Below are 23,146 nucleotides of genomic sequence, written 5' to 3'. Positions count from 1 at the left end.
GAAGTGCTCCGCGATCCGTGCTTACGCCGCGCGAATCTTGCCGAGGAAGTCGCTGACCTCGTGGCCGAGTTGGCGGCTCTGGGTTTCCAGCATTTCGGAAGCCTGCTTCACATTGTCGGCGGCCGCGGCGGCGGCATCCGCGTCGGCTTTGACGCCGGTAATGTTGTCCGACACGTTCTTGGTACCCTGAGCCGCATATTGGGTGCTGCGAGTGATCTCCTGGGTCGCCGCGCCCTGCTCCTGCACGGCGGCGGCGATCGCGGTGGCCACCTCGTTCACTTCGCCGATGATGCCGCCGATGGTCTGGATCGCGTTGATGGCATCGCCCGCGACCTTCTGGATGTCGGCGATCTGCTCGGAGATTTCCTCGGTCGCCTTCGCCGTCTGGCTTGCCAGCGATTTCACCTCGGAGGCGACCACGGCAAAGCCGCGGCCGGCCTCGCCGGCGCGCGCGGCCTCGATGGTGGCGTTGAGCGCAAGCAGGTTGGTCTGGGCCGCGATGGTGTTGATGAGGCCGACGACTTCGCCGATGCGGCCCGCCGACTTCGCCAGGCCCTGAACGGTGCCGTCGGTCTCGCGCGCCTGCGTGACGGCGCGGCCGGCGATGCCGGCGGCATGGGCCGCCTGCTGGCTGATGTCGTTGATCGAGGCCGAGAGCTCCTCGGCGGCGGCGGCCACGCTGTCGACGCTCATCGAGGCGTCGTTGGACGCCTTGCCGGCGATCTGCACCCGGTCGTTGGTCTGGCGCGACACGGCGGAGAGGTCGCCGGATGTCTTGCGCATCTCGCCGGAGGCCTCGCCCAATTCGCCGAGCGTCTTGCGCACGGCGCCCTCGAACTCGCCGACATAGGCCTCGACGGCGCGCTGGCGTGCGGCGGCGCCCGCGTTGCGCTCGCGCTCCTGCTGTTCGATCCTGAGCTTGTCGGTGGCCTGCTGCTTGAAGGTTTCCAGCGCACCGGCAAGTGCGCCGATCTCATCCTGGCGATCGAGATAACCGCTGTCGACGGCAAGGTCGCCGCCCGCGACCTTGAGCATGGCGTCGCGGATGGTGTTGAGGGGACGGATCACGCGGCGGCTGACCAGCATGATCGCGCCCGCGGCAAGCCCGAGGGCAAGCGCAAGCAGCACGAGCTGCACGATCAGCGCGCGCAGCGCGGCACTGCGCTGCTCCAGCGTATGGTTCTTGGCGGCGTCGAGTGCCGCCTCGGCGACGGCAACTGCGCTCGACAGGCGGCCCACGGTCACGGGGGTCCACTGGTTCGCGGTCATTTCGGCCTTTTCGCCATTGGCCAGCGCGCCCACCAGGCGATCGCGCAGGGCCAGATATTGCGGATCGAAATAGGCGGTCTTGGCCGCGGCCATGGCCGACGACAGCGCCTGCGGCAGCTGCATGCCCGAAGTCGACAATTCCAGCGCCTTCCATGTCGCGGCCGTCCCGCCGACGAATTGGGTGTAGGCGAGGCGGGCCTCCGGCGCGACGCGGCCGGCGTTGAGCCCGGTCGAGACGACCAGCGAGGCTTCACCGCCGGTGTTGCGGAGCAGCCAGGCATTCTGCTTGATCGACAGCAGCTGGTCGATCGTGGCGTCCTGGTGGTTGACGGTGGCGGCGAGGGCGTTCGAAAGCTTGTCGAGCGTGTCGAGCAGGCCCTGCGTCGTCTCCATATAGGCCTTCGGCAGGCCGGCGCGCCGCTGGTCCTTCGGTTTGGCGACGTCCTCCCAGAACTGCTTCTGCTGCTCGGTCGCCGATTTGTAGAGGCGCGCGAACTCCGGCACCAGCGTGGCGGATTGCGGAAAGTCCATCGCCGGCAGCAGCTCCAGCGCGTGCGCCATCGCGGGCATCTCGGCGTCGCGGATCGCACGCAGATATTTCTCGATCTCGGCATCCATCGGCTCGGTCGAGTTGAGGAGCCGGTTGGTGGTCGAACGGTCGGTGCGCAGATTGTGCATCGCCTTGAACAAATCCGCGGACGCATCCGTGATCTGGGAGATGCGGGTGGCGGTCCTCAACCGATCCCAGGACTCATAGGCGGTGAGCGAGAGGGCGATCACCACACAGGCCGACGTGATCGCGATCACCGCCTTGAGCAGCGCGGATACGGTCAGACGATTGAGCATCGAAGTCCCCTCAAGTCCCATGTCCAAAGTAAAAAGACGCCCGGCAAACATCGAGACATTGGGCGCGGCAGGTCGGCAATCGCATGCCATTCGGGCGCAAGACCCGCATGGTCTCGGCATCTGAGAGCAAAAGGGTAAAGTTTTAGGCAGCCCGTGTGCCTGTAGAAATACGGAATTACCAGAAGTTGCAACGGGTTGCCTGCGTGGAACCAGCGCGAGTGACGGGCGTTAGAGAAGGGATCGCAATTTGCCTGAAGGGGGTCCCGCGATGCTGGTGGGCGTGCTCGTTACTTTTCTCGTCGTTATTCTCGTTCTCTATCTCATCAACATGCTGCCGATGGACGGGCGCGCCAAGCAGATCGCGCGCGTGATCGTCATCATTATTGGCATCGTGTCGTTGCTGAAATATCTCGCGGTGTTCTAGTGAAGGTATCGTAGCCCAGACGAGCGAAGCGATATCCGTGAGCAGCAACAAAGGTCCCGGATTTCGCTCCGCCTATCCGGGTTACTCCTCAAACAAAAAAGCCCCGGCTCGCGCCGGGGCTTTTGACATTGCCGTGACTGGCCTCAGCCAAGCGCCTTGGCCTCGCGGCGGCGTGCGGTGAGGATGTACTCGGTGTAGCCGTTCGGCTGCTCGCGGCCCTTGAAGATGAGGTCGCAGGCGGCCTTGAAGGCAACGCCGTCAAAGGCGGGCGCCATCGGCTTGTAGATGGCATCGCCGGCGTTTTGCTTGTCGACGACGACCGCCATGCGCTTCAGCGATTCCATCACCTGCGCTTCGGTGATGACGCCCTGATGCAGCCAGTTGGCGAGATGCTGGCTGGAGATGCGCAAGGTCGCGCGGTCTTCCATCAGGCCGACGTCGTGGATGTCGGGCACCTTGGAGCAGCCGACGCCCTGGTCGATCCAGCGTACCACGTAGCCGAGGATGCCCTGGCAGTTGTTGTCGATCTCCTGCTTGACGTCATCAGGCGCCCAGTTCGACTTCGACACCGGAATGGTGAGGATGTCCGAGAGCTTTGCGCGCGGGCCGCCCTTGGTCAGCTCCTGCTGGCGCGCGGTCACGTTGACCTGATGGTAGTGCAGCGCGTGCAGCGTTGCCGCGGTCGGCGAAGGCACCCAGGCGGTGGTGGCGCCGGCCTGCGGGTGGCCGAGCTTCTGGGCAAGCATGTCTGCCATCTTGTCGGGTGCGGCCCACATGCCCTTGCCGATCTGGGCGTGGCCGGGAAGGCCGTCGATGAGGCCCATGTCGACGTTCCAGTCCTCATAGGCCTTGATCCAGGCCTGCGCCTTCATCTCGTTCTTGCGGATCATCGGGCCCGCTTCCATCGAGGTGTGGATCTCGTCGCCGGTGCGGTCGAGGAAGCCGGTGTTGATGAACATGATGCGCTTGGAGGCGCGCTGGATGCAGGCCTTGAGGTTGACGGTGGTGCGGCGCTCCTCGTCCATGATGCCGACCTTCAGCGTGTTCTCGGGCAGCGAGAGCATCTTCTCGACGCGGTCGAAGATCTCGCAGGTCAGCGACACCTCGTCCGGGCCGTGCATCTTCGGCTTGACGATATAGGCCGATCCGGTGCGGCTGTTCTTGACCTTGGAGTTGCCCTTGAGGTCGTGGATCGCGAGCAGGCCCGAGACGGCGGCATCGAGCAAACCCTCGGGGGCCTCTTCGCCCTTTTCGTCCAGCACCGCGTCGGTGAACATGTGGTGACCGCAATTGCGCATCAGCAGCAGGCTGCGGCCGTGCAGCTTCACTTCGCCCTTGCCGTCGGGAGTCTTGTAGCTGCGGTCGGCGTTGAGCGAGCGCGTCAGCGTCTTGCCGCCCTTCTCGAAGTCAGCCGACAGCGTGCCGTTCATCAGGCCGAGGGTATTGCGGTAGACCAGCACCTTGTCCTCGGCATCGACGGCGGCGACCGAGTCTTCCATGTCGAGAATGGTCGAGACCGCGGATTCCATGATCATGTCGGCGACGCCGGCCGGATCGTCCTTGCCGATCGCGCTGCTGCGGTCGATCTTCACCTCGACATGCAGGCCGTTGTTGACGAACAGCACGGCGGACGGGGAAGCCGCATCGCCCTGGAAGCCCGCGAACTGCGCGGCTTCCTTCAGCGCGGTGGCGTTGCCGCTCTTCAGCTTCACCGCGAGATGGCCCGCGACGACGCTATAGGCGGTGACGTCGGTGTGGCTGCCGGTGGCGAGCGGCGCGGCGGCATCGAGGAACGCCTTGGCCTTGGCGATCACCTTGTCGCCGCGTGCCTTGTTGTAACCCTTGCCGCCCTCGGACGGATCGTGCGGGATCGCATCGGTGCCGTAGAAGGCGTCGTACAGCGAACCCCAGCGCGCGTTCGCAGCGTTCAGCGCATAGCGCGCATTGGTGAGGGGCACGACGAGCTGCGGACCGCAGATCTTGCCGATTTCCTCGTCCACATTAGCGGTCTCGACCTTCTGCGTCGCCGGCTCCGGGACGAGATAGCTGATCTCCTTGAGGAAGGCGGTATAGGCGTTGAGATCGAACGCCTTGCCCTTATTGGCGCGGTGCCAGTCGTCGATCTTGGCCTGCAGCGTGTCGCGCACCGCCAGCAGCGCGCGGTTCTTCGGTCCCAGATCCTTGATGATGCCTGCAACCCCGGCCCAGAACGCGTCCGGCGCGATCCCCGTTTTCGGGGCCGCTTCCTTGGCGATGAAGTCAAACAGGACGGGGGCGATCTTCAATCCGTGGGCATCGACGCGTTTCATGATGGGCTTTCTTGTTGGAAATGGCTGTTTTTTGGCTGCTTTTGACCCAACAGCAGCAAAATGCGCCCATCGAGGGCGGCTTTCGGGGCCCTATTAGCCCCAAAACCGGGGCGGTGAGAAGACCTCCATAAGTTGTCAAAATGTCAAGGAGAGGGGGCGGGACTGACGCCTTTTACAAGCGGTTAGGCCCGGCTCGCCGCCGCGCACACCGCTGCGCTCCCCCCTTGCGGGGGAAGGCGAGGGAGAGGGGTAGCCCAGGAAAAGGTGTGTTTGAGATCGACGGAGCGGAATGCTTCTGGTGGAGAGAATCCCCGGGTGGACCCCTCTCCCTAACCCTCCCCCGCAAGAGGGGAGGGAACGTACTGCCTGTGCGGCGGCGGCGCGTGAACCCGCGAAGTACGCGCTAGATATTCGCGGCGAGGTCCACGACCTCGTCGAACAGCACGCCTGATGTCTTCAGCATGCGCTCGATCTCGTCGGCGGCCTCGGCGACCGTCCGTGTCGAGGTGTCGATCACGAGCTCGGCCGCCTGCGGCGCTTCGTAATCGTTGCCGATGCCGGTGAACGAGGCCAGCGCGCCGGCGCGCGCCTTCTTGTAGTGGCCCTTGGGATCGCGCTCCTCGCACACCTCGGCCGGCGTTGCGACATGGATCTCGCGGAAGGTGGTGTCGGCGATGCGGCGCGCGGTGGCGCGGTCTTCGCGCGCGGGCGAGACCGCGGCGACGATGGCGATGTGGCCGTTGCGGGCGAGATGCGTCGCGACTTCGGCGAGGCGGCGGATGTTCTCGCTGCGATCGGCTGCGGAGAAGCCGAGATCGCCGTTGAGGCCGGCGCGCAACGTGTCGCCGTCGAGCAGGATCGGCGAGCCGCCATTGGTGAAGAGGCGCCGCTCCAGTGCCTTGGCCAGCGTCGACTTGCCCGAAGCGGGCAGGCCGGTGAGCCAGACCACGGCGCCGTTGTGCTGATAGCGCGCGGAGCGCTCGTCGGGACGCAGCGCTGATTCCACCGGCACGATGTCGACGGGCACGGCGCGCTGGCCGGCGTCGACCGACAGAACGAGGCCGCCGCCTGCGATACGCCCGGACACTTCGATCACCAGGCGCCCGGTGCGCGGGTTTTCCGTGTAGGGATCGGTGGCAATCGGGTTCGACAAAGAAATGTCGATCTCGCCGACATGGTTGCGGCCGATCGCCTTGTTCTCGCTGCTCGCGAGCTCGCCGGGATCGACAGCCTTCTCGATGGCGACGACGGTCGCGCGGCTTTCCTTCGGCCCGCAGCGGACCAGCAACTGGTCGCCCTTGGCGAGCGGCTTGTCATGCAGCCAGAAGATGCGCGCGCGCAGCCGCCGCGTCTCGCGCGGGGCGGTGGCGGCATGCGCGACGATGTCACCGCGCTCGATGAACAATTCGCGGTCGAGCGTGATGCCGACCGAGCGTCCGGCACCTTGCCGTCCCGCGACCGGCGTCACCGGCCAGCTCTCGACCGTCTTGATCTTGGCGATCTTGCCGGCCGGCATGATCACGATCTCGTCGCCGGCGACGAGGCTGCCGGACTCGATGCGCCCCGCGACGATGCGGCGGTCGTCGAACTTGTAGATCGCCTGCACCGGTAGACGCAGCGCCAGCGATTCCAGCGGCCGCGCCGGTTCGAGGGCGTCGAGCGCCTCGACCACGGTGGGCCCCTTGTACCAGCCGATCCGATCGGTATGCTCGGCGACGCCATCGCCATCGCGCGCCGAAATCGGAATCACCGCCGTGGGCGTCACGCCGAGGCCGTTGAGATGGGCGGAAATCTCGTCGCTGATCGCCTTGAAGCGGTCAGCGGAAAAATCGACCCGATCCATCTTGTTGACGACGACGGCGACCTGCTTCACGCCGAGCAGATGCAGCAGATAGCCGTGCCGCCGTGTCTGGTCGCGCACGCCTTCGAGCGCGTCGATGATCAGCACCGCGCCGTCGGCCTGTGAAGCGCCGGTGATCATGTTGCGCAGGAATTCGGCGTGGCCCGGCGCGTCGATCAGCACGATGTCGCGCGAATTGGTGCGGAAGCGGATCTGGGTAGTGTCGATGGTGATGCCCTGGTCGCGCTCGGTCTGCAGCGCGTCGAGCAGGAACGACCATTCGAACGGCATGCCGCGCCGGGCGCTGACGGCTTTCAGCATTTCCAGCTTGCCGTCGGGCAGGCTGCCGGTCTCGTGCAACAGGCGGCCGACCAGCGTCGACTTGCCGTGGTCGACGTGGCCGACGATGACGATGCGGACCTGCGGACGGGTGGTGCCGTTCGGCGTGGCGGGCGAGGTTGGGGTGACGATCATGTTCATGTCGCGCTCGCGTCCTTGAGGATCAGAGATAGCCGGCGACGCGAAGGCGCTCGAAGGCGTCCTCGGTCTCGTGGTCGAGCGCGCGCCCTGCGCGCTCCGGCACCTTGGTCTGTTCGAGCTCGATCAGGATCTCGTCGATGGTCGACGCCGTCGAATTCACGGGGTTGGTGATGTCCTGATCTCCGAGCGAGCGATAGCGCTTGCCGTTCTGCGAGAGATAAAGCGGGATGATCGGGATGTTCTCGCGCTTGGTGTAGGCCCAGATATCGGCCTCGGTCCAATGCAGGATCGGATGGATGCGCAAATGCGCGCCTTGCGGCGGCGAGGCGTTGAAATGGTCCCAGAACTCCGGCGGCTGGTCGCGCACGTCCCAATTGCCCTCAAGGCCGCGCGGCGAGAACACGCGTTCCTTGGCGCGCGTCGCCTCCTCGTCGCGGCGGATGCCGGCGATCAGGCCGTCGAAGCCGTATTTGGCGAGCGCCATCTTGAGACCTTCGGTCTTGCGCGCGGCGGAACGGGCCGCCGGCGGCAGCGTCGGATCGACGGCATCGATGGGCGGGCAGGGCTCGACGCGCAGATCGAGATCCCACTCTTTGCCGTAGTGGTCGCGGAAGCGATACATCTCCGGAAACTTCTTGCCGGTGTCGACATGGAGCGCCGGGAACGGCATGCGGCCGAAGAACGCTTTCCGCGCCAGCCAGATCATGACGTTGGAGTCCTTGCCGAGCGACCACAGCAGCGCGATCTTCTTCAGGCGGGCAAAGGCCTCGCGGAAGATGTAGATGCTCTGCGCCTCGAGCTGGTCGAGATGGTCCATGCTCGGCGCAACATCGGCGGAAAATTCTTCCGAGCCCGCGCGTGCGAGGGGGGCCTTGCTGCTCATTCCGATAGCTGCGGAATCGTCCCTGAGAAGATGCATCTCTGCCACTTTGCGTTTGGAGGCGAAAATTCTATAGTCGCGACGCGGAAGAGAAGAAAAAATTTCTCTTTGCGCGCCAGAAATGACACATATATAGAAAATAATTCCAGTCAACCCCGGATGTGGGGAAGCGAGTATCGCATGCGGTTCTTGCCGGTATTTCTCGATCTCAAGGCCGGTCCGGTGGTTCTCATCGGCACGGGCGAGCTTTTGCGCGCCAAGTTGCGCGTGCTCGCCGCCGCCGGCGCGCGCATCCGCGTGCATGCGATCGACGGCAATCAGGATTTGGGTCTCAGCACGGAGAGCGCGGCGCATATCGAGATCGCGACGGCCGATCCGCTCACGGCCGATCTCTCGGGCGTCATTGCCGTCGTCTGCGCAGGCGCCGGGGACGTCGGTGTAGCGATGTCGGTTCGGGCCAAGTCGCTCGGCCTTCCCGTCAACGTCATGGACGATCTCGAGCACTCCAGCTTCATCTTCCCGGCGATTGTCGACCGCGGCGATGTCGTGGTCGCGGTCGGCACCGGCGGCACGTCGCCGGTGGTGGCGCGGCGCGTGCGCGAGAAGATCGAGGCGCTGCTGCCCGCTCGCATCGGCGAGCTCGCCGAGTTCATCGGCGGCTTCCGCAAAGCCATCAACGAGCGCATCGCCGAGTTTCCGCTGCGCCGGCGCTTCTGGGAGCGTGTGATCGACGGCCCGATCGGCGCCGCCGTGCTCTCGGGACGCAGGAGCGAAGCTGACGCGGCCCTGAAGGCCATTTCCGATCCCGCCGACTTCGCGCGCGCGGACAAGCCGCAAGGTTCCGTCGCGCTGGTCGGCGCCGGCCCCGGCGATCCCGATCTTCTCACCATCAAGGCGCTGCGTGCCTTGCAGGACGCCGACATCGTCTTCCACGACGAGCTGGTCTCGTCCGAGATTCTCGACCGCATCCGGCGCGACACCACGCGCGTTGCCGTCGGTCGCCGTGTCGGCAAGCCCGGCATCGGCCAGGACGCCATCAACCAGCGCATGGTCGAGGCCGCGCAAGCCGGCCTGCGTGTTGTGCGGTTGAAGGGCGGCGATCCCTTCGTATTCGGCCGCGGCGGTGAAGAGATCGAAGCGCTGCGCGCCGCCGGCGTTGCCTATTCCATCATTCCCGGCATCACCGCAGGGCTTGGCGGTGCCGCCGATTTCGAGGTGCCGCTCACCTACCGTCACGAAGCAACCCGCATCACTTTCCTCACCGCGCACAAGGCGCGCGACGCCGAAGCCGTGGACTGGTCGACGCTGACCGACACGCGGATGACCATCGTCGTCTACATGGGCGTATCAGCTGCTCCTGCCGTGCGTGCGGGCCTGCTCGCTGCCGGCCGTCCGCCGGAGACGCCGGTCGGCGTGTTCGCCCGCGTCACGCGGCCCGATGCGCAAGGCGCCATCGGTACGCTCGGTGACCTGCCCGAGCTCGCCCGGCGGGCCGATGGCGGTCCCGCCATTCTCATCATCGGCGAGGTGGTCCGGCATGCCGGCTCGCTTCGCCGCCAGACACCCCACCAAATCATCTCTGACCTATTGGATGCAGCCGAATGACCTCTCCGCTCGAACAGAAGAAGATCAAGATCGCCGGCCCCTCGATCGTGACCGCCAACCGGACCTGGGATGGCATCGTGGTCTATCGCACTGCCGCCAAGAGCTGGTCTGCGGACCTGTCGGAAGCCGCAATCGTGCGCAACTCCGACGAGGCCAAGGCGTTGCTAGCGGAGTCCGTCGCCGATGACGTCGGCGCGATCGGACCCTATATCGCCCCGGTGCAGGTCGGCGCGCACGGCAAGATCGAACCAGGCAATCTGCGCGAACAGATCCGTCGCACCGGTGTCACCATCGGACAGTCGGCCCAGGCTTAAGGCACTTTACCCATGTACGCTTACGACGAAATCGATCGCACGCTCGTCAACGAGCGCGTCTCGGAGTTCCGCGACCAGGTGAAGCGCCGCCTCTCCGGCGAGCTCACCGAGGACGAGTTCAAGATCCTGCGCCTGCAGAACGGCGTCTATCTGCAGCTGCACGCCTACATGTTCCGCGTCGCGATCCCCTACGGCACGCTGGCGACGAACCAGCTCCGGGCGCTCGCGCACGTCGCACGAAAGTACGACCGCGGCTACGGCCATTTCACCACGCGGCAGAACATCCAGTTCAACTGGATCAAGCTCGCCGAGCTGCCGGACGCGCTGGAGGATCTCGCCAAGGTCGGCATCCATGCGATGCAGACCTCCGGCAACAACATGCGCAACGTCACCTCGGATCAGTGGGCCGGCGTCGCGCCGGGCGAGATCGAGGATCCGCGCATCTGGTCCGAGCTGATCCGTCAGCACACGACGCTGCATCCGGAATTCTCGTTCCTGCCGCGCAAATTCAAGATCGCGATCACCGCTTCGGATCACGACCGCGCCGCGATCAAGATCCACGACATCGGCCTGCGCCTGATCAAGAACGAGAAGGGCGAGACCGGCTTCGAGGTGCTGGTCGGCGGCGGTCTCGGCCGCACGCCGTTCATCGCCAAGACCATCAAGCACTTCGTGCACGGTCGCGATATCCTCAGCTACATCGAGGCGATCCTGCGCGTCTACAACCAGTATGGCCGCCGCGACAACATCTACAAGGCGCGCATCAAGATCCTGGTGCACGAGCTCGGCATCGAGAAATTCTCGCGCGAGGTCGAGGAGGAGTGGCAGCATATCCGCAATTCCTCGCTCCAGATCGACGACGAGGTGATCGAGGACATCCGCTCACGCTTCACCTATCCGGCCTACGAGAAGCTGCCGCACATGCCCGACGAACTGCGGCAGGCCGCGGCCGATCCCGAGTTCGAGGCGTGGCGCAAGAACTCGGTGGCTCCGCACAAGGTGCAGGGCTATTCGATCGTCACGATCTCGCTGAAGCCGATCGGCGCGCCTCCGGGCGATGCCACCGCCGAGCAGATGGATGCGCTGGCCGACCTCGCCGACAAATACTCCTTCGGCGAGATCCGCGTCGGCCACGAGCAGAACCTGGCGCTGCCCCACGTCGCAAAGCGCGACCTGCCGGCGCTGTGGAAGGCACTCGAAAAGCTCGGCCTCGCGACGCCCAACGTCAACCTGATCACCGACATCATCGCCTGCCCGGGTCTCGACTATTGCTCGCTGGCGAATGCGCGCTCGATCCCGATCGCGCAGGAGCTGACGCGGCGCTTCGCCAATCACGAGCTCGCCAATCTGATCGGCCGGCTGCACATCAACATCTCCGGCTGCATCAATGCCTGCGGCCATCACCATGTCGGCCATATCGGCATTCTCGGCGTCGAGAAGAACGGTGAGGAAGTCTACCAAATCACCATCGGCGGCCGCGCCGACGAGAACGCCGCACTCGGCACCCTGATCGGGCCCGGCGTGAAGTTCGACGAGGTCGCCGACGTCATCGAGGACGTCGTGGAAGCTTATCTGGCGCTGCGCGAGCGGCCCGAGGAATTGTTCATGGACACGGTGAAGCGCCTCGGCGTCGAACCCTTCAAGGAGCGCGTCTATGCCACTCGTTAACGGCGGAAAGATCGCCGACGACAGCTTCGTCAAGCTGGCCGTCGACACACCGCTGCCCGAGGGCGGCGACATCCTGGTGCCGGCCGAGCGCTTCATCGGTGAAGCCGACGTGCTGCTCAGGCGTTCGGGCAAGGTCGGCGTGATCTGGCCGAACAATCGCGACATCGCCGAGATCGCGCCCTATCTCGGCAAGATCGCCGCCGTCGCGTTGGTCTTCCCGACCTTCCGCGACGGGCGCGCCTACAGCCAGGCCCGCCTGCTGCGCGAGCGCTACAATTATCGCGGCGAGTTGCGCGCGACCGGCCAAGTGCTGCGTGACCAGTTCGTGTTCATGCTGCGTGCCGGCTTCGATGCCTTCGAGGTCAAGAAGCAGGCGGACGCGGAAGCGTTCATGCAGACCGCCAAGCGCTATTCGGTGTTCTACCAGCCGACCGGCGACGGCCGCATCACCGCGCTGCACCGGCGCATGCAGCTGCGTCATTCCGAGGGTGTCGGCACGTGAACGTCGTTGCGTCCCAGCTCACTCCGGTATCTGGTTCTGCGCTGCCTTCGGCGAAGGAGCTCGATCGGAGCCTACGCGATGCCTCGCCCGCCGAGATCATCGCTGCAGCGCTGAAGACGGTCGGGCGCGAGAAGCTGGCGCTGGTGTCATCCTTCGGCACGGAATCGGCGACGCTGCTGAAGGTCATGGCGGACGTCGACCCGGCGATCCCCGTGATCTTCCTCGATACCGGCTGGCTGTTCGAGGAGACGCTCGCCTATCGCGACACACTGATCGCGACGCTGGGCCTGAAAGACGTCCGCTCGATCAAGCCTGCCGAGGAAGCCTTGTTGCGCCAAGATCCCGATCGCGAGCTTTGGTTCTCCGATCCAGACGCCTGCTGCCGCATCCGCAAGGTGGAACCGCTGGCGCGTGCGCTCAAGCCGTTCTCGGGCTGGCTCAACGGCCGCAAGCGCTTTCAGGGCAACGCGCGTGCCGACATTGCCGTCGTCGAGGACGACGGTGCGCGGTTGAAGTTCAACCCCTTCGCCAACGTCTCGCGAAAGGAACTCGAGGCGATCTTCGTCCGCGCCAAATTGCCGCGTCACCCTCTGGTCGCCTCCGGATTCCGGTCGGTTGGGTGTATGCCTTGCACGAGCAGAACGTCCGACGACGAGGATGAGCGCGCCGGTCGCTGGCGCGGCCGAGCCAAGACAGAATGCGGCATCCATACGATGAAGACTTCGTAGCACAGCCGCGCTGCGAGCTAGCGAACAAGAAAATCCGGTTTCGTTGACTTGAGCGCGTTTCGCCGCGAGTTTCGCCTGCATGTCTTCGCTGACAACGACGTCGGCGAAGTGAATGGAGATGGACATGATGCGCCGTATCGTTCCGCTCGCTGCAGGATTCCTCTTGACGGGTTTCTTGGCAAGCTCGGCTCTCGCCGCTGACATCAGCCTCTTGAATGTGTCGTACGATCCGACGCGTGAGCTCTATGTCGAGTTCAACAAGGCATTTGCGAACGCCTATCAGAAGGAGACCGGCAAGAGCGTCGAGATCAAGCAGTCGCATGGCGGCAGCGGTTCGCAGGCGCGCGCCGTGATCGATGGATTGCAGGCCGACGTGGTGACGCTTGCGCTCGCCTACGACATCGATGCGATCGCGAGCAAGGGTCTCACCGCGGCCGACTGGCAGAAGCGGCTGCCGAATAATTCATCACCCTACACCTCCACGATCGTGTTCCTGGTGCGCAAGGGCAATCCCAAGGCGGTCAAGGACTGGGATGATCTGATCAAGCCTGATGTCGCGGTGATCACGCCGAACCCGAAGACGTCAGGCGGTGCGCGCTGGAATTATCTTGCGGCCTGGGGCTTTGCGCAGAAGAAATACGGGTCGGCGGAGAAGGCCAAGGATTTCATCGGAAAGCTCTATCAGCAGGTGCCGGTTCTGGATACCGGCGCACGCGGCGCGACCGTGACCTTCGTCGAGCGCGGCGTCGGCGACGTGCTGCTTGCCTGGGAGAACGAGGCTTTCCTCGCGCTGAAGGAGTTCGGCGCGAACAAGCTCGAGATCGTGGCACCGCCGCAGTCGATCCTCGCCGAGCCGCCGGTCGCGATCGTCGACAAGGTGGCCGACAAGAAAGGCACCCGCAACACCGCCGACGCGTATCTGCAATATTGGTACACGAAGGAAGGTCAGGAGATCGCCGCGCGCAATTTCTACCGCCCGCGCGACGCCGAGATCGCCAAGAGACATGAAAACGCCTTCGCCAAGGTCGAATTGTTTACGATCGATGACGTTTTCGGTGGTTGGACCAAGGCGCAGAAAGAACATTTCGCAGATGGCGGCGTCTTTGATCAGATCTACAAGAACTGATCGGGCGCAGTCTTAAGAGGCTTAGCAGGGAACCTGGTGAGCGTACTCGCAGCACGACGCCGGACATTGCCGGGCTTCGGTCTCACGATGGGACTGACGCTGTCCTGGCTGTCCGTCATCATCCTCATTCCGCTCGCCGGGCTGTTCCTGAAGTCGCTCGAGCTCAGCCCCGAGCAGTTCTGGGACATCCTCACCAGTCGGCGCACCCTGAATGCGCTGCGCGTCTCCTTCGGCCTCGCCTTTGCGGCGGCCTCTGTCAATCTCGTCATGGGCAGCGTCATCGTCTGGGCGCTGGTGCGCTACCGCTTCCCCGGCCGCCGGCTGTTCGACGCCATCGTCGACGTGCCCTTCGCGCTGCCGACGGCAGTTGCGGGTGTCGCGCTCACCGCGCTGTTCGCCGAAAAGGGCTGGCTGGGCGCGCCGCTCGCGGCGCTCGGCATCAAGGTGGCGTTTACGCCCGTCGGCATCTTCGTCGCCATGATCTTCATCGGTATTCCCTTCGTGGTGCGCACGGTGCAGCCGGTACTGCAGGACCTCGATCCCGAGATCGAGGAGGCCGCGGGCAGCCTGGGCGCCAGCCGCTGGCAGACCATTATTCGCGTGATCCTGCCCTCGCTGGCGCCGGCGTTGCTCACCGGGCTCGCGCTCGCCTTCGCCCGCGCGGTCGGCGAGTACGGCTCGGTGATTTTCATCGCCGGCAATCTGCCCAACGTCTCCGAGATCGCCCCGCTCCTGATCGTGATCCGCCTCTCCGAGTTCCGCTACGCCGATGCGACCGCCATCGCGGTGGTCATGCTCGTCGTCTCCTTCGTCATCATCTTCGCCGTCAACCGGCTCCAGCGCTGGGCGCAGAGCCGGATCCCGGCGCGCTGAGGGGCGGACCATGACGATGCAGATTGTCCATTCGGGCCCGGTCACCTCGTCCAACGAGAAGACCCGCGCACGTGAAGCCTTCGCGCGGGACAATCTCCGCACCGAGCCGAAGGCCGTGCGCATTGCCGTCATCACGATCGCGATCACGTTTCTTACCGTCTTCGTCGTGCTGCCACTTGTCGTGGTGTTCGCCCACGCGTTCTCGAAAGGGATCGCCGCCTATCTCGCCGCGCTCGCGGAGCCCGAGGCGCTGGCTGCGATCAGGCTGACGCTGCTGGTTGCGGCGATCTCGGTCGGTCTCAATCTGGTGTTCGGTCTCGTCGCGGCCTGGGCGATTGCGAAATTCGATTTCCCGGGCAAGACCTTCCTGATCACGCTGATCGACCTGCCGTTCTCGGTCAGCCCGGTGATCTCCGGTCTCGTCTTCGTGCTGCTGTTCGGCGCGCAGGGCTATTTCGGCAGCTGGCTGCGCGACCACGACATCCAGATCCTGTTCGCGGTGCCCGGCATCGCGCTCGCCACCACCTTCGTCACCTTCCCCTTCGTGGCGCGCGCGCTGATCCCCTTGATGCAGGAGCAGGGCACCCAGGAGGAGGAAGCCGCGATCTCGCTCGGCGCCTCGGGTCTTCAGACCTTCTTCCGCGTCACGCTGCCCAACATCAAATGGGGCGTGCTCTACGGCGTGCTGCTCTGCAACGCGCGGGCGATGGGCGAGTTCGGCGCGGTCTCCGTCGTCTCCGGCCACATCCGCGGCGAGACCAACACGATGCCGCTCTTGGTCGAGATCCTCTACAACGAATATCAGTTTGTCGCCGCCTTCGCGATCGCATCGCTGCTCGCGATGCTGGCGCTGATCACGCTGATCGCCAAGACCGTTCTGGAACGGCATCTGGACGAGGGACAGGCAAGTGACCATTGAAGTCAAAAATCTCGTCAAGACGTTCGGCAGCTTCAAGGCCCTCGACGGCGTCGACCTCAAGGTCGACAGCGGCGAGCTCGTGGCACTGCTCGGACCTTCCGGGTCCGGAAAGACCACGCTGCTGCGGATCGTCGCCGGCCTCGACTGGCCCGACTCCGGTGAAGTCCTCATCAACGGCGAGGATGCGCTGGCGCAGGGCGCGCGCGAACGCCATGTCGGCTTCGTGTTCCAGCACTACGCGCTGTTCCGCCACATGAGCGTGTTCGAGAACGTCGCCTTCGGTCTGCGCGTGCAGCCGCGCGCAATCCGCAAGGACGAAGCGGCCATCCGCGCGCGCGTCAAGGAGCTGCTCGATCTCGTGCAGCTCGACTGGCTTTCCGACCGCTATCCGAGCCAACTGTCCGGCGGCCAGCGCCAGCGCATCGCGCTCGCCCGCGCACTTGCGATCGAGCCGCGCATCCTCCTGCTCGACGAGCCCTTCGGCGCGCTCGATGCCAAGGTGCGCAAGGAGCTGCGCAAATGGCTGCGCTCGCTGCATCACGAGATCAACTTGACCTCGATCTTCGTCACCCACGACCAGGAGGAGGCGCTGGAAGTCGCCAACCGCGTCGTCGTGATGGACAAGGGACGGATCGAGCAGATCGGCTCGCCCGACGACGTCTACGAGACCCCGGCAAGCGCGTTCGTTCACGGCTTCATCGGTGAATCCATCGAGTTGCCGGTTCAGGTCGAAGGGGGTGCGGTCAGGCTCGGCGACCGGCCACTCGCGCTTGCGGCAGGCGGGGCTGCGCCTGGCGCGTCAAAGCTGTTCGTGCGGCGACATGACATGCTGGTCGGACCGCCCGGCAGCGGCGCCTTCGAGGGCGCCGTGCAGCACGTTCGCAATTTCGGTCCCGTGCAGCGGGCCGAGATCGCCCTGTCGGGCGGCAAGACCATCGAGATCGACGCCCCCCGCGACAAGGAACTGCGCGTCGGCGACACCATCGGCCTTCAGCCGCGCCGTTACCGGATATTTGCGGGTGCCTGAGCTACCCTGACAGGTCGAATTTTCTTCAAAATTCACCTTTCAGCCATTGTTGGTATGCAACAACGGCCCCTCATTCGGGGGCCTCCAAACATGCGCGCTGCGGCCGCAATTCTCATGACTTTGCTGCTTGCCGGCTGCGCCGGCAACGAAGCGCCGGTCCAGCAGCCGTCGATGTATACCGACATGGCCGCCCCGGGCTCCAAGCTCGATGCGCAGGCGGCCGCGATCATGATCTCGCAATACCGCCAGAACAACATGCTCGGCACCGTCGTGGTCGACCCCGATCTGATGCGGCTCGCCGAATCCCAGTCCAATGCCATGGCGGCGGCCAACAAGATGGACCATGACGTGCGCGCCCCCCTGGCCAAGCGCCTTGCCGCCGGCGGCTATCCCGCGACCGTCGCGGTCGAGAACATCTCGGCCGGCTATCATACGCTGGCGGAAGCGTTTTCCGGCTGGCGCGACTCGCCCCCGCACCGTGCCAACATGCTCAAGAGCGGTGTCACAAAATTGGGCATCGCGGCGAGCTATGCTCCCGGCACCAAATACAAGGTGTTCTGGACCATGATCCTGGCCTCGACCGAGCGATAAGCCAGACTTGATCTCGGCATGCATTGACGCCGCGGCAGAGTGTCGCCACGGTGGCGCGCCATTGCTATTGTTCCCCCATGACCGATCGTAGCCCGGAATCCGCCAGCATCCCCGCGAATGCGCAACGCGTCCTGGTTCTGCAGGGCGGTGGTGCGCTCGGCTCCTACCAGGCTGGCGCCTATCAGGCGCTGTGCGGCCACGGCTTCGAGCCGGAATGGGTCGCCGGCATCTCGATCGGCGCAGTCAACGCCGCCATCATCGCCGGCAACGAGGGGCAGATCCGGGTCAAGCGGCTGAAAGAATTCTGGGAGATGGTGTCGGCGCCGGTGCCATGGAAACCGATCGGCAAAAGCGACCACAGCCGCGAGCTCTTCAACTCGACCAGTGCCGCGCTGATCGCCACCTTCGGCGTGCCCGGCTTCTTCGTGCCCCGTGTCCCGCCGGCACCGCTTTGGCCGCCGGGGCATCCCGAGGCCGAGAGCTATTACGACACCGCACCGTTGAAGAAGACGCTGGAGCGCCTGGTCGATTTCGACCGTATCAACGATTTGAAGACGCGCCTGTCGGTCGGCGCGGTCGGCGTCACCTCCGGCAACTTCAAATATTTCGACAATTACGAGTTCAAGAAGCTCGGCAAGACAATCGGCCCCGAACACATCATGGCCTCCGGCGCGCTGCCGCCCGGCTTTCCCTCGGTGATGATCGACGGCGAGCATTATTGGGACGGCGGCATTGCCTCCAACACGCCGCTCGACTACGTGCTCGACGCCGAGGTCGATCGCGACATGCTGATCTTCCAGGTCGACCTGTTTTCCGCACGCGGCGACCTGCCGACCTCGCTGCTGGAGGCAGCCGAGCGCGAGAAGGACATTCGCTATTCCAGTCGCACGCGAATGAACACCGACAAGAACAAGCAGTTGCACAACGCCCGCAGGGCGGTGCGCGACCTGATCGGCAAATTGCCGGACTATCTGAAAAACGATCCTTCCGTCGAATTCCTCGCGAAAGTGTCGCGCGAAAGCACCGTCACCGTGGTGCATCTGATCTACCGCAGCAAGAACTACGAATCCTCGTCGAAGGATTACGATTTCTCGCACGTCGCCATGGTCGAGCATTGGGGGGCCGGCGTGAACGACGTGCATCTGTCGATGCGCCACAAGGACTGGCTCGAGCGGCCGCAGTCCGGCGAGACCATGGTGACCTACGATCTCACGGGGGACGTCTCCGCGCCCCCGGCAAAAAGGAGCGAATCAAATGGGTAGTCTGTCAGGCAAGAACGCCGTCGTGACCGGGTCCACCAGCGGCATTGGACTCGCTTATGCACGCGCGTTCGCCGGCGCCGGCGCCAACGTCGTCATCAACGGCTTCGGCGCGCCCGAGGACATCGAGAAGGAGCGTGCCAAGATCGAGCAGGACTTCAAGGTGAAGGCGATCTATTCGCCGGCCGACATGACCAAGCCCGCCGAGATCGCCGGCATGATCGCGCTCGGCGAGACGACGTTCGGCTCGGTCGACATCCTCGTCAACAATGCCGGCATCCAGTTCGTCTCGCCGGTCGAGGAGTTCCCGATCGAGAAGTGGGACCAGATCATCGCGATCAACCTGTCCTCGGCCTTCCATGGCATCCGCGCCGTCGTGCCCGGCATGAAGAAGCGGGGCTGGGGCCGCATCATCAATACGGCGTCCGCGCATTCGCTGGTCGCTTCGCCCTTCAAGTCGGCCTATGTCTCGGCCAAGCACGGCATCGCCGGCCTCACCAAGACCGTGGCGCTGGAGGTTGCGACCCACAAGATCACCTGCAATTGCATCAGCCCGGGCTATGTCTGGACGCCGCTGGTGGAGAAGCAGATCCCCGACACCATGAAGGCACGGAGCCTGACGCGCGAGCAGGTCATCAACGACGTGCTGCTGGCTGCGCAGCCGACCAAGGAGTTCGTCACCTCCGAGCAGGTCGCATCGCTGGCGCTGTTCCTGTGCAGCGACGACGCCGCGCAGATCACCGGCACCAATCTGTCGATCGACGGCGGCTGGACCGCGGCGTAAGGCGGCGCGGCCGTAGCCGTAGGGTGGGCAAAGGCGCGTAGCGCCGTGCCCACCGTTTTTCGCGATTGAGAGAAGGTGGGCACGCTTCGCTTTGCCCACCCTACGGCATCGAAAGTGAGGCGGCAGCTTCCCGCTAATGCCCCCAGGCCAGCGCCGTCGCGAACGCCGACGACAGGCTGAGTTCGGCAAACATGATCTTGCCGGCGACCAGGAACAGCACGCAGGCCAGCGTCAGCCGCAACACCGTCTCGGGGACGCGGGTCGCGCTGTAGCTGCCGATGATGATGCCGGGGAGTGAACCCATCAGCAGCACGCCCATCAGTGCCCAGTCGACGTCGCCGAGTGCCCAGTGCCCAATGCCGGCGACCAGTGTCAATGGTACCGCATGGGCGATATCGGAGCCGACGATGCTCACCATCGGCAGACGCGGATAGAGCAGCAGCAGCACGGTGACGCCGACCGCACCGGCGCCGACCGACGAGATCGACACCAGCACGCCGAGCACGATCCCGGTGATCACGGTTGCAATCACGGTGGTGCGATCGTCGAGACGCTCCAGCCTGCCGCGGTAACGCTCCATGATCGACTTGCGGAAGATCAGCGAGGTCGCAGTCAGCAGCAGCGCGAAGCACAGCACCAGATTGACCAGGCTGCGCTCGGAATCGCTCTTGAGGTCGAGCTTCCACAGCACCAGCAGGGTCATTGCGCTCGCGGGAATGCTACCGCAGGCCAGCCGCAGCACTGCCGGCCAGTGCACGCTGCGCGACCAGCCATGCACCAGGCTGCCGCCGGTCTTGGTGGCGGCGGCATAGAGCAAGTCGGTTCCGACCGCGGTCGAGGGATGCACGCCGAACAGCAGGATCAAGAGCGGCGTCATCAGCGAGCCGCCGCCCACGCCGGTCATTCCGACAAGCAGGCCGACGCCAAATCCGGAGGCGACGTAGAGTGGATCAAACATGTCAGGGGAATCTTAGGTTGATCTCGTCGGTTAGGCAATACGACGTAGAATAAAGTTCCCCTAACACGCAACCACTTGGGCAGAATAAGAAAAATTTTGCCGCAGGTTGAGGAGGCGGAGGCTTTTTACCTCGTTCCCGGGGCTGCGCTGACAGAGCCCTTCCCCAACGGCAGCAAGCATCGAGGCGCGCGGAGCGCCTATTTGCCAAATGCCAGCACGTGCAGGCCGAGACGCTGCCGCACGATCCAGAACAACAGCACCGTCTCGAAGGTGAGGGAGATCGATGTCGCGGCTGCGGCGCCGTGGCCGCCGTAGTGCGGCACCAGCGCGATGCAGAGCACGACGTTCATCACGAAGGCCAGTGCATAGGCCAGCGCGCAGATCTTCTGCTGACCGAGCATGTTGAGCAGCCGCTCGACCGGCCCGATCGCGGCGCGCACCACGAGCCCGATCGCGGCGACGAACATGATGTCGTAGCCGACCACAAATTGCGGCCCGAACAGCCAGAGCAGCGGCTTGCCGAGCGCGAGCAATACGATCGTCGCCGCCAGCGACGGCCAGAACGTCCAGCTGATGGCATGCGCGACATAGGCCGATAGCCGCGCCTTGTCGCCGCTGGCGTTATATTCGGCGAAGCGATGCGCGGTCGTCGCCGACATCGCGTAGTGGATGAACGAGACCAGCGCCAGCGTCTTCACGACAGCGAAATAGACGCCGACCTCGTCGGAGGGGCGGAACTGCTGCAGCACCAGCACGTCGGTGTAGGACAAGAGCAGGTAGAAGCTCTCGACCAGCAGGATCGGCAGTGAGACCGCGAGCCAGCCGCGGATGTCGTATGTCTTGGGGCCGGACGGAATATGATCGGCGAGCTTGCGGTTGAGCACCGCCATCTGCCCCGTCATCGCGATCCACACCGCGCCCGCGCTCGCGGCCATCGCGGCGACCGCGCCGAGATGATAGCCGAGCAGGAAGGCAGCGCCCGTGATGCCGATGATCAGCGCCTGGCGGATGATGAATTGCGGCATCAGGCCGAGCTGCATCCAGTCATGCGAGCGTGCGATGCCGTCCTGGGTATTGGCGACGACGAAGGCAGGCAGTGTCATGCAACCGATATAGAGCGGCAGCACCTCGGACGGATCGAGCCATGGCGAGAGCAGCTTGACGATGCCGGCAAGCCCGAGCGACATCAGCGTCGAGACCGCGAAGGTGAGCCAGCGGCTGCCGGCGAGGAAGCCTCGCAAGAGTGCTTGGTCGCCGCTGGCGCGATATTCAGGAATGATCTTTTGCGCGGAGGCCGAGATGCCGAAATCCATCATGCTGCCGAGCAGCAGCACCCAGGTCCAGACATAGACGTAGATGCCGTAATCGGAGGTGCCCATCCAGCGCGCCAGCAGCACCTGCGAGACGTAGGCCATGCCTGCGCTGATCACGCGGATGACGAAGATGGTGCCGGCGAGCCGCCGCGTCAGCGAAGCCTCGCTCGTGCCGCCCGTCATCCTGGCCCGCAGCCGCGCGATCAGCCCGGCCGGTCCGGTCGTTGCGGGTTGTGCATCCATCACGGCCACGACGAGTCCCCAGTCTTCCGCCCGCCGCAGGTTTGCTGCGGTGGCCTTGGGGCTTAGCAACCATTCGTTAAGATTCGGTTGGATGAGAGGAGCTGTCGCCTCAATCGCAATGTCGTCCCTGCGAAAGCAGGGACCCATAACCACAGGGCGTAGAAGCTACGCGAGCTGGTCACTCGAGTGTTCGCCAAACTGCTCCCTGTGGCTATGGGTCCCGGATCTGCACGCCGCTGCGCGGCGCTTGTCCGGGACGACAGCGGAATGTGGAGTGCCGGCAGCGCAACTCATTCGCCGTTCGGGTCGACCATCACTCGAGATTCGTATTGAACTCGTACGACTTCTCGGGCCCGACCAGCGTGAATTTCAGTGCTGCACCGTCGGGCTTGGCGCCGGGCGGCAGGCCGTCGAGCTCGAAGGAAAAGCGCTTCACGCCGGCCGGGCTGTCTTTGACCGGCTCCGGAATCGGCAGCGCCCAGTCGGGCGTTGGCCCTTCCACGTACAAATTGACATTGCTTCTGTCGGGCGTGACCACGTCGACCACCACATTCTTCGGGCCGTCGCGTTTGACGTCGCGGATGGTGAGCGGATTGGGATCGCCGATATTGGCGGGCTTGGGCACGGTGTCGAGCGCGGCACGCAGGTTCGCATCCTCGGTCGAGGCGACGTTGTTGAAGCCAAGCTCGATTCTGGCGTCGACCGGAATACAGAGCTTCTCGCACACCGCGTAATTGATCTCGGCGCGCAAGGTCACGGGCTTGTCGGCCGCCTTGGCGACGATGCGCAAGGGCAGCACGATCTGGTCGTGATAGCCGATCGAATGGCCGCCCGCGCCGTCGTCGAATTTCAGCGGCGCCGGCCACATCACCGTCACCGCCTCGACATTGTCCGACTTCGAAAAGTCGAACCGCGGCGGAACGCCGGAGTCGCCGGGGATGCGCCAGTAGGTCTTCCACCCCTGCTGGAGCTGGAAGGCGATACCGCCGAGCAGCACGGCGCCGCTGCGCGATCCCGCCAACAGCCGCACTGCGGAATGCCCGTCGCGCTGCCACGGCGAAGCGTCATCGGCGTGGGCTGCGATGGCCAGAGACGACGCAAACAGGGTTGTCGCGACGCCAATCGCCGCACGCAGGGGAACTCTTGTCAGCATGGCACGTCTTTACAGGGTCGCCCCGGGGCAAACCA

At 64.8% G+C, this 23,146-nt stretch carries 20 protein-coding genes; 13 read left to right on the top strand and 7 right to left on the bottom strand.

Annotated elements, in window-relative coordinates; genetic code table 11:
• Positions 1 to 21: 21 nt before the first annotated feature.
• The gene (locus tag Q0743_RS29025; RefSeq protein WP_298244883.1) at positions 22 to 2,115 is read right to left on the bottom strand and encodes a methyl-accepting chemotaxis protein; all 2,094 of its coding nucleotides are present in this window, start codon (positions 2,113 to 2,115) and stop codon (positions 22 to 24) included.
• A gap of 268 nt (positions 2,116 to 2,383) precedes the next feature.
• Between Q0743_RS29025 and Q0743_RS29020 the strand changes: the two genes are divergently transcribed.
• Entirely contained in the window at positions 2,384 to 2,539 is a 156-nt protein-coding gene (locus Q0743_RS29020; RefSeq protein ID WP_008546817.1) for a Thivi_2564 family membrane protein, read from the top strand.
• Between the two features lie 143 nt (positions 2,540 to 2,682).
• On the opposite strand, the gene Q0743_RS29015 is transcribed toward Q0743_RS29020, so the two are convergent.
• From Q0743_RS29015 to cysD, 3 genes are all read right to left on the bottom strand, one after another.
• The gene (locus tag Q0743_RS29015; RefSeq protein WP_298244882.1) at positions 2,683 to 4,848 is read right to left on the bottom strand and encodes a malate synthase G; all 2,166 of its coding nucleotides are present in this window, start codon (positions 4,846 to 4,848) and stop codon (positions 2,683 to 2,685) included.
• Positions 4,849 to 5,251: 403 nt separating this feature from the next.
• On the bottom strand, positions 5,252 to 7,168 hold the full coding sequence (gene cysC, locus Q0743_RS29010) for an adenylyl-sulfate kinase (protein WP_298244881.1): 1,917 nt from the start codon (positions 7,166 to 7,168) through the stop codon (positions 5,252 to 5,254).
• Between the two features lie 22 nt (positions 7,169 to 7,190).
• Positions 7,191 to 7,985, bottom strand: a complete 795-nt coding sequence (gene cysD / locus Q0743_RS29005; RefSeq protein ID WP_080134972.1) for a sulfate adenylyltransferase subunit CysD — start codon at positions 7,983 to 7,985, stop codon at positions 7,191 to 7,193.
• Positions 7,986 to 8,228: 243 nt separating this feature from the next.
• Between cysD and cysG the strand changes: the two genes are divergently transcribed.
• From cysG to Q0743_RS28945, 12 genes are all read left to right on the top strand, one after another.
• A complete protein-coding gene (gene cysG / locus Q0743_RS29000; protein WP_298244880.1) occupies positions 8,229 to 9,653 on the top strand; it encodes a siroheme synthase CysG in 1,425 nt (474 codons plus the stop codon).
• A complete protein-coding gene (locus Q0743_RS28995; protein ID WP_298244879.1) occupies positions 9,650 to 9,967 on the top strand; it encodes a DUF2849 domain-containing protein in 318 nt (105 codons plus the stop codon). Before cysG ends, Q0743_RS28995 begins: the two co-directional genes overlap by 4 nt.
• 12 nt (positions 9,968 to 9,979) lie before the next feature.
• Positions 9,980 to 11,635, top strand: coding sequence for a nitrite/sulfite reductase (locus Q0743_RS28990; RefSeq protein ID WP_298244878.1), 1,656 nt, complete (start codon positions 9,980 to 9,982; stop codon positions 11,633 to 11,635).
• Entirely contained in the window at positions 11,622 to 12,137 is a 516-nt protein-coding gene (locus Q0743_RS28985) for a DUF934 domain-containing protein (protein ID WP_298244877.1), read from the top strand. Before Q0743_RS28990 ends, Q0743_RS28985 begins: the two co-directional genes overlap by 14 nt.
• Positions 12,134 to 12,865, top strand: coding sequence for a phosphoadenylyl-sulfate reductase (locus Q0743_RS28980; RefSeq protein ID WP_298244876.1), 732 nt, complete (start codon positions 12,134 to 12,136; stop codon positions 12,863 to 12,865). The genes Q0743_RS28985 and Q0743_RS28980 overlap by 4 nt, the downstream gene beginning before the upstream one ends.
• A gap of 112 nt (positions 12,866 to 12,977) precedes the next feature.
• The gene (locus Q0743_RS28975) at positions 12,978 to 13,991 is read left to right on the top strand and encodes a sulfate ABC transporter substrate-binding protein (RefSeq protein WP_298244875.1); all 1,014 of its coding nucleotides are present in this window, start codon (positions 12,978 to 12,980) and stop codon (positions 13,989 to 13,991) included.
• A gap of 36 nt (positions 13,992 to 14,027) precedes the next feature.
• Positions 14,028 to 14,864, top strand: coding sequence for a sulfate ABC transporter permease subunit CysT (gene cysT / locus Q0743_RS28970; protein WP_298244874.1), 837 nt, complete (start codon positions 14,028 to 14,030; stop codon positions 14,862 to 14,864).
• Between the two features lie 10 nt (positions 14,865 to 14,874).
• Complete coding sequence (gene cysW / locus Q0743_RS28965; protein WP_298244873.1) at positions 14,875 to 15,783, top strand: sulfate ABC transporter permease subunit CysW; 909 nt, start codon at positions 14,875 to 14,877, stop codon at positions 15,781 to 15,783.
• Positions 15,773 to 16,810, top strand: coding sequence for a sulfate/molybdate ABC transporter ATP-binding protein (locus Q0743_RS28960; RefSeq protein ID WP_298244872.1), 1,038 nt, complete (start codon positions 15,773 to 15,775; stop codon positions 16,808 to 16,810). The genes cysW and Q0743_RS28960 overlap by 11 nt, the downstream gene beginning before the upstream one ends.
• A gap of 90 nt (positions 16,811 to 16,900) precedes the next feature.
• Complete coding sequence (locus tag Q0743_RS28955; RefSeq protein ID WP_298244871.1) at positions 16,901 to 17,401, top strand: CAP domain-containing protein; 501 nt, start codon at positions 16,901 to 16,903, stop codon at positions 17,399 to 17,401.
• A 77-nt stretch (positions 17,402 to 17,478) separates the two neighbouring features.
• Entirely contained in the window at positions 17,479 to 18,663 is a 1,185-nt protein-coding gene (locus Q0743_RS28950; protein WP_298244870.1) for a patatin-like phospholipase family protein, read from the top strand.
• Positions 18,656 to 19,444 carry a 3-hydroxybutyrate dehydrogenase gene (locus Q0743_RS28945; protein ID WP_298244869.1) on the top strand — a complete coding sequence of 263 codons (789 nt, stop codon included), beginning with the start codon at positions 18,656 to 18,658 and terminating at the stop codon, positions 19,442 to 19,444. The genes Q0743_RS28950 and Q0743_RS28945 overlap by 8 nt, the downstream gene beginning before the upstream one ends.
• Before the next feature lie 133 nt (positions 19,445 to 19,577).
• Here Q0743_RS28945 and Q0743_RS28940 read toward each other — a convergent pair whose 3' ends face one another.
• The 3 genes from Q0743_RS28940 to Q0743_RS28930 form a co-directional block, all read right to left on the bottom strand.
• Entirely contained in the window at positions 19,578 to 20,402 is an 825-nt protein-coding gene (locus Q0743_RS28940) for a sulfite exporter TauE/SafE family protein (RefSeq protein WP_298244868.1), read from the bottom strand.
• A gap of 197 nt (positions 20,403 to 20,599) precedes the next feature.
• Positions 20,600 to 21,967, bottom strand: a complete 1,368-nt coding sequence (locus Q0743_RS28935) for a flippase (protein WP_298244867.1) — start codon at positions 21,965 to 21,967, stop codon at positions 20,600 to 20,602.
• A gap of 304 nt (positions 21,968 to 22,271) precedes the next feature.
• Positions 22,272 to 23,111 (bottom strand): protein-disulfide reductase DsbD domain-containing protein, encoded by an 840-nt coding sequence (locus Q0743_RS28930; protein ID WP_298244866.1) that lies wholly within the window; start codon positions 23,109 to 23,111, stop codon positions 22,272 to 22,274.
• Positions 23,112 to 23,146: the final 35 nt, after the last annotated feature.

This window comes from uncultured Bradyrhizobium sp., from assembly GCF_936943645.1.
Taxonomy (GTDB): Bacteria; Pseudomonadota; Alphaproteobacteria; order Rhizobiales; family Xanthobacteraceae; genus Bradyrhizobium.
The sequence above is the reverse complement of the archived record's forward strand: the minus strand, read 5'-3'. Positions and strand labels throughout refer to the sequence as shown.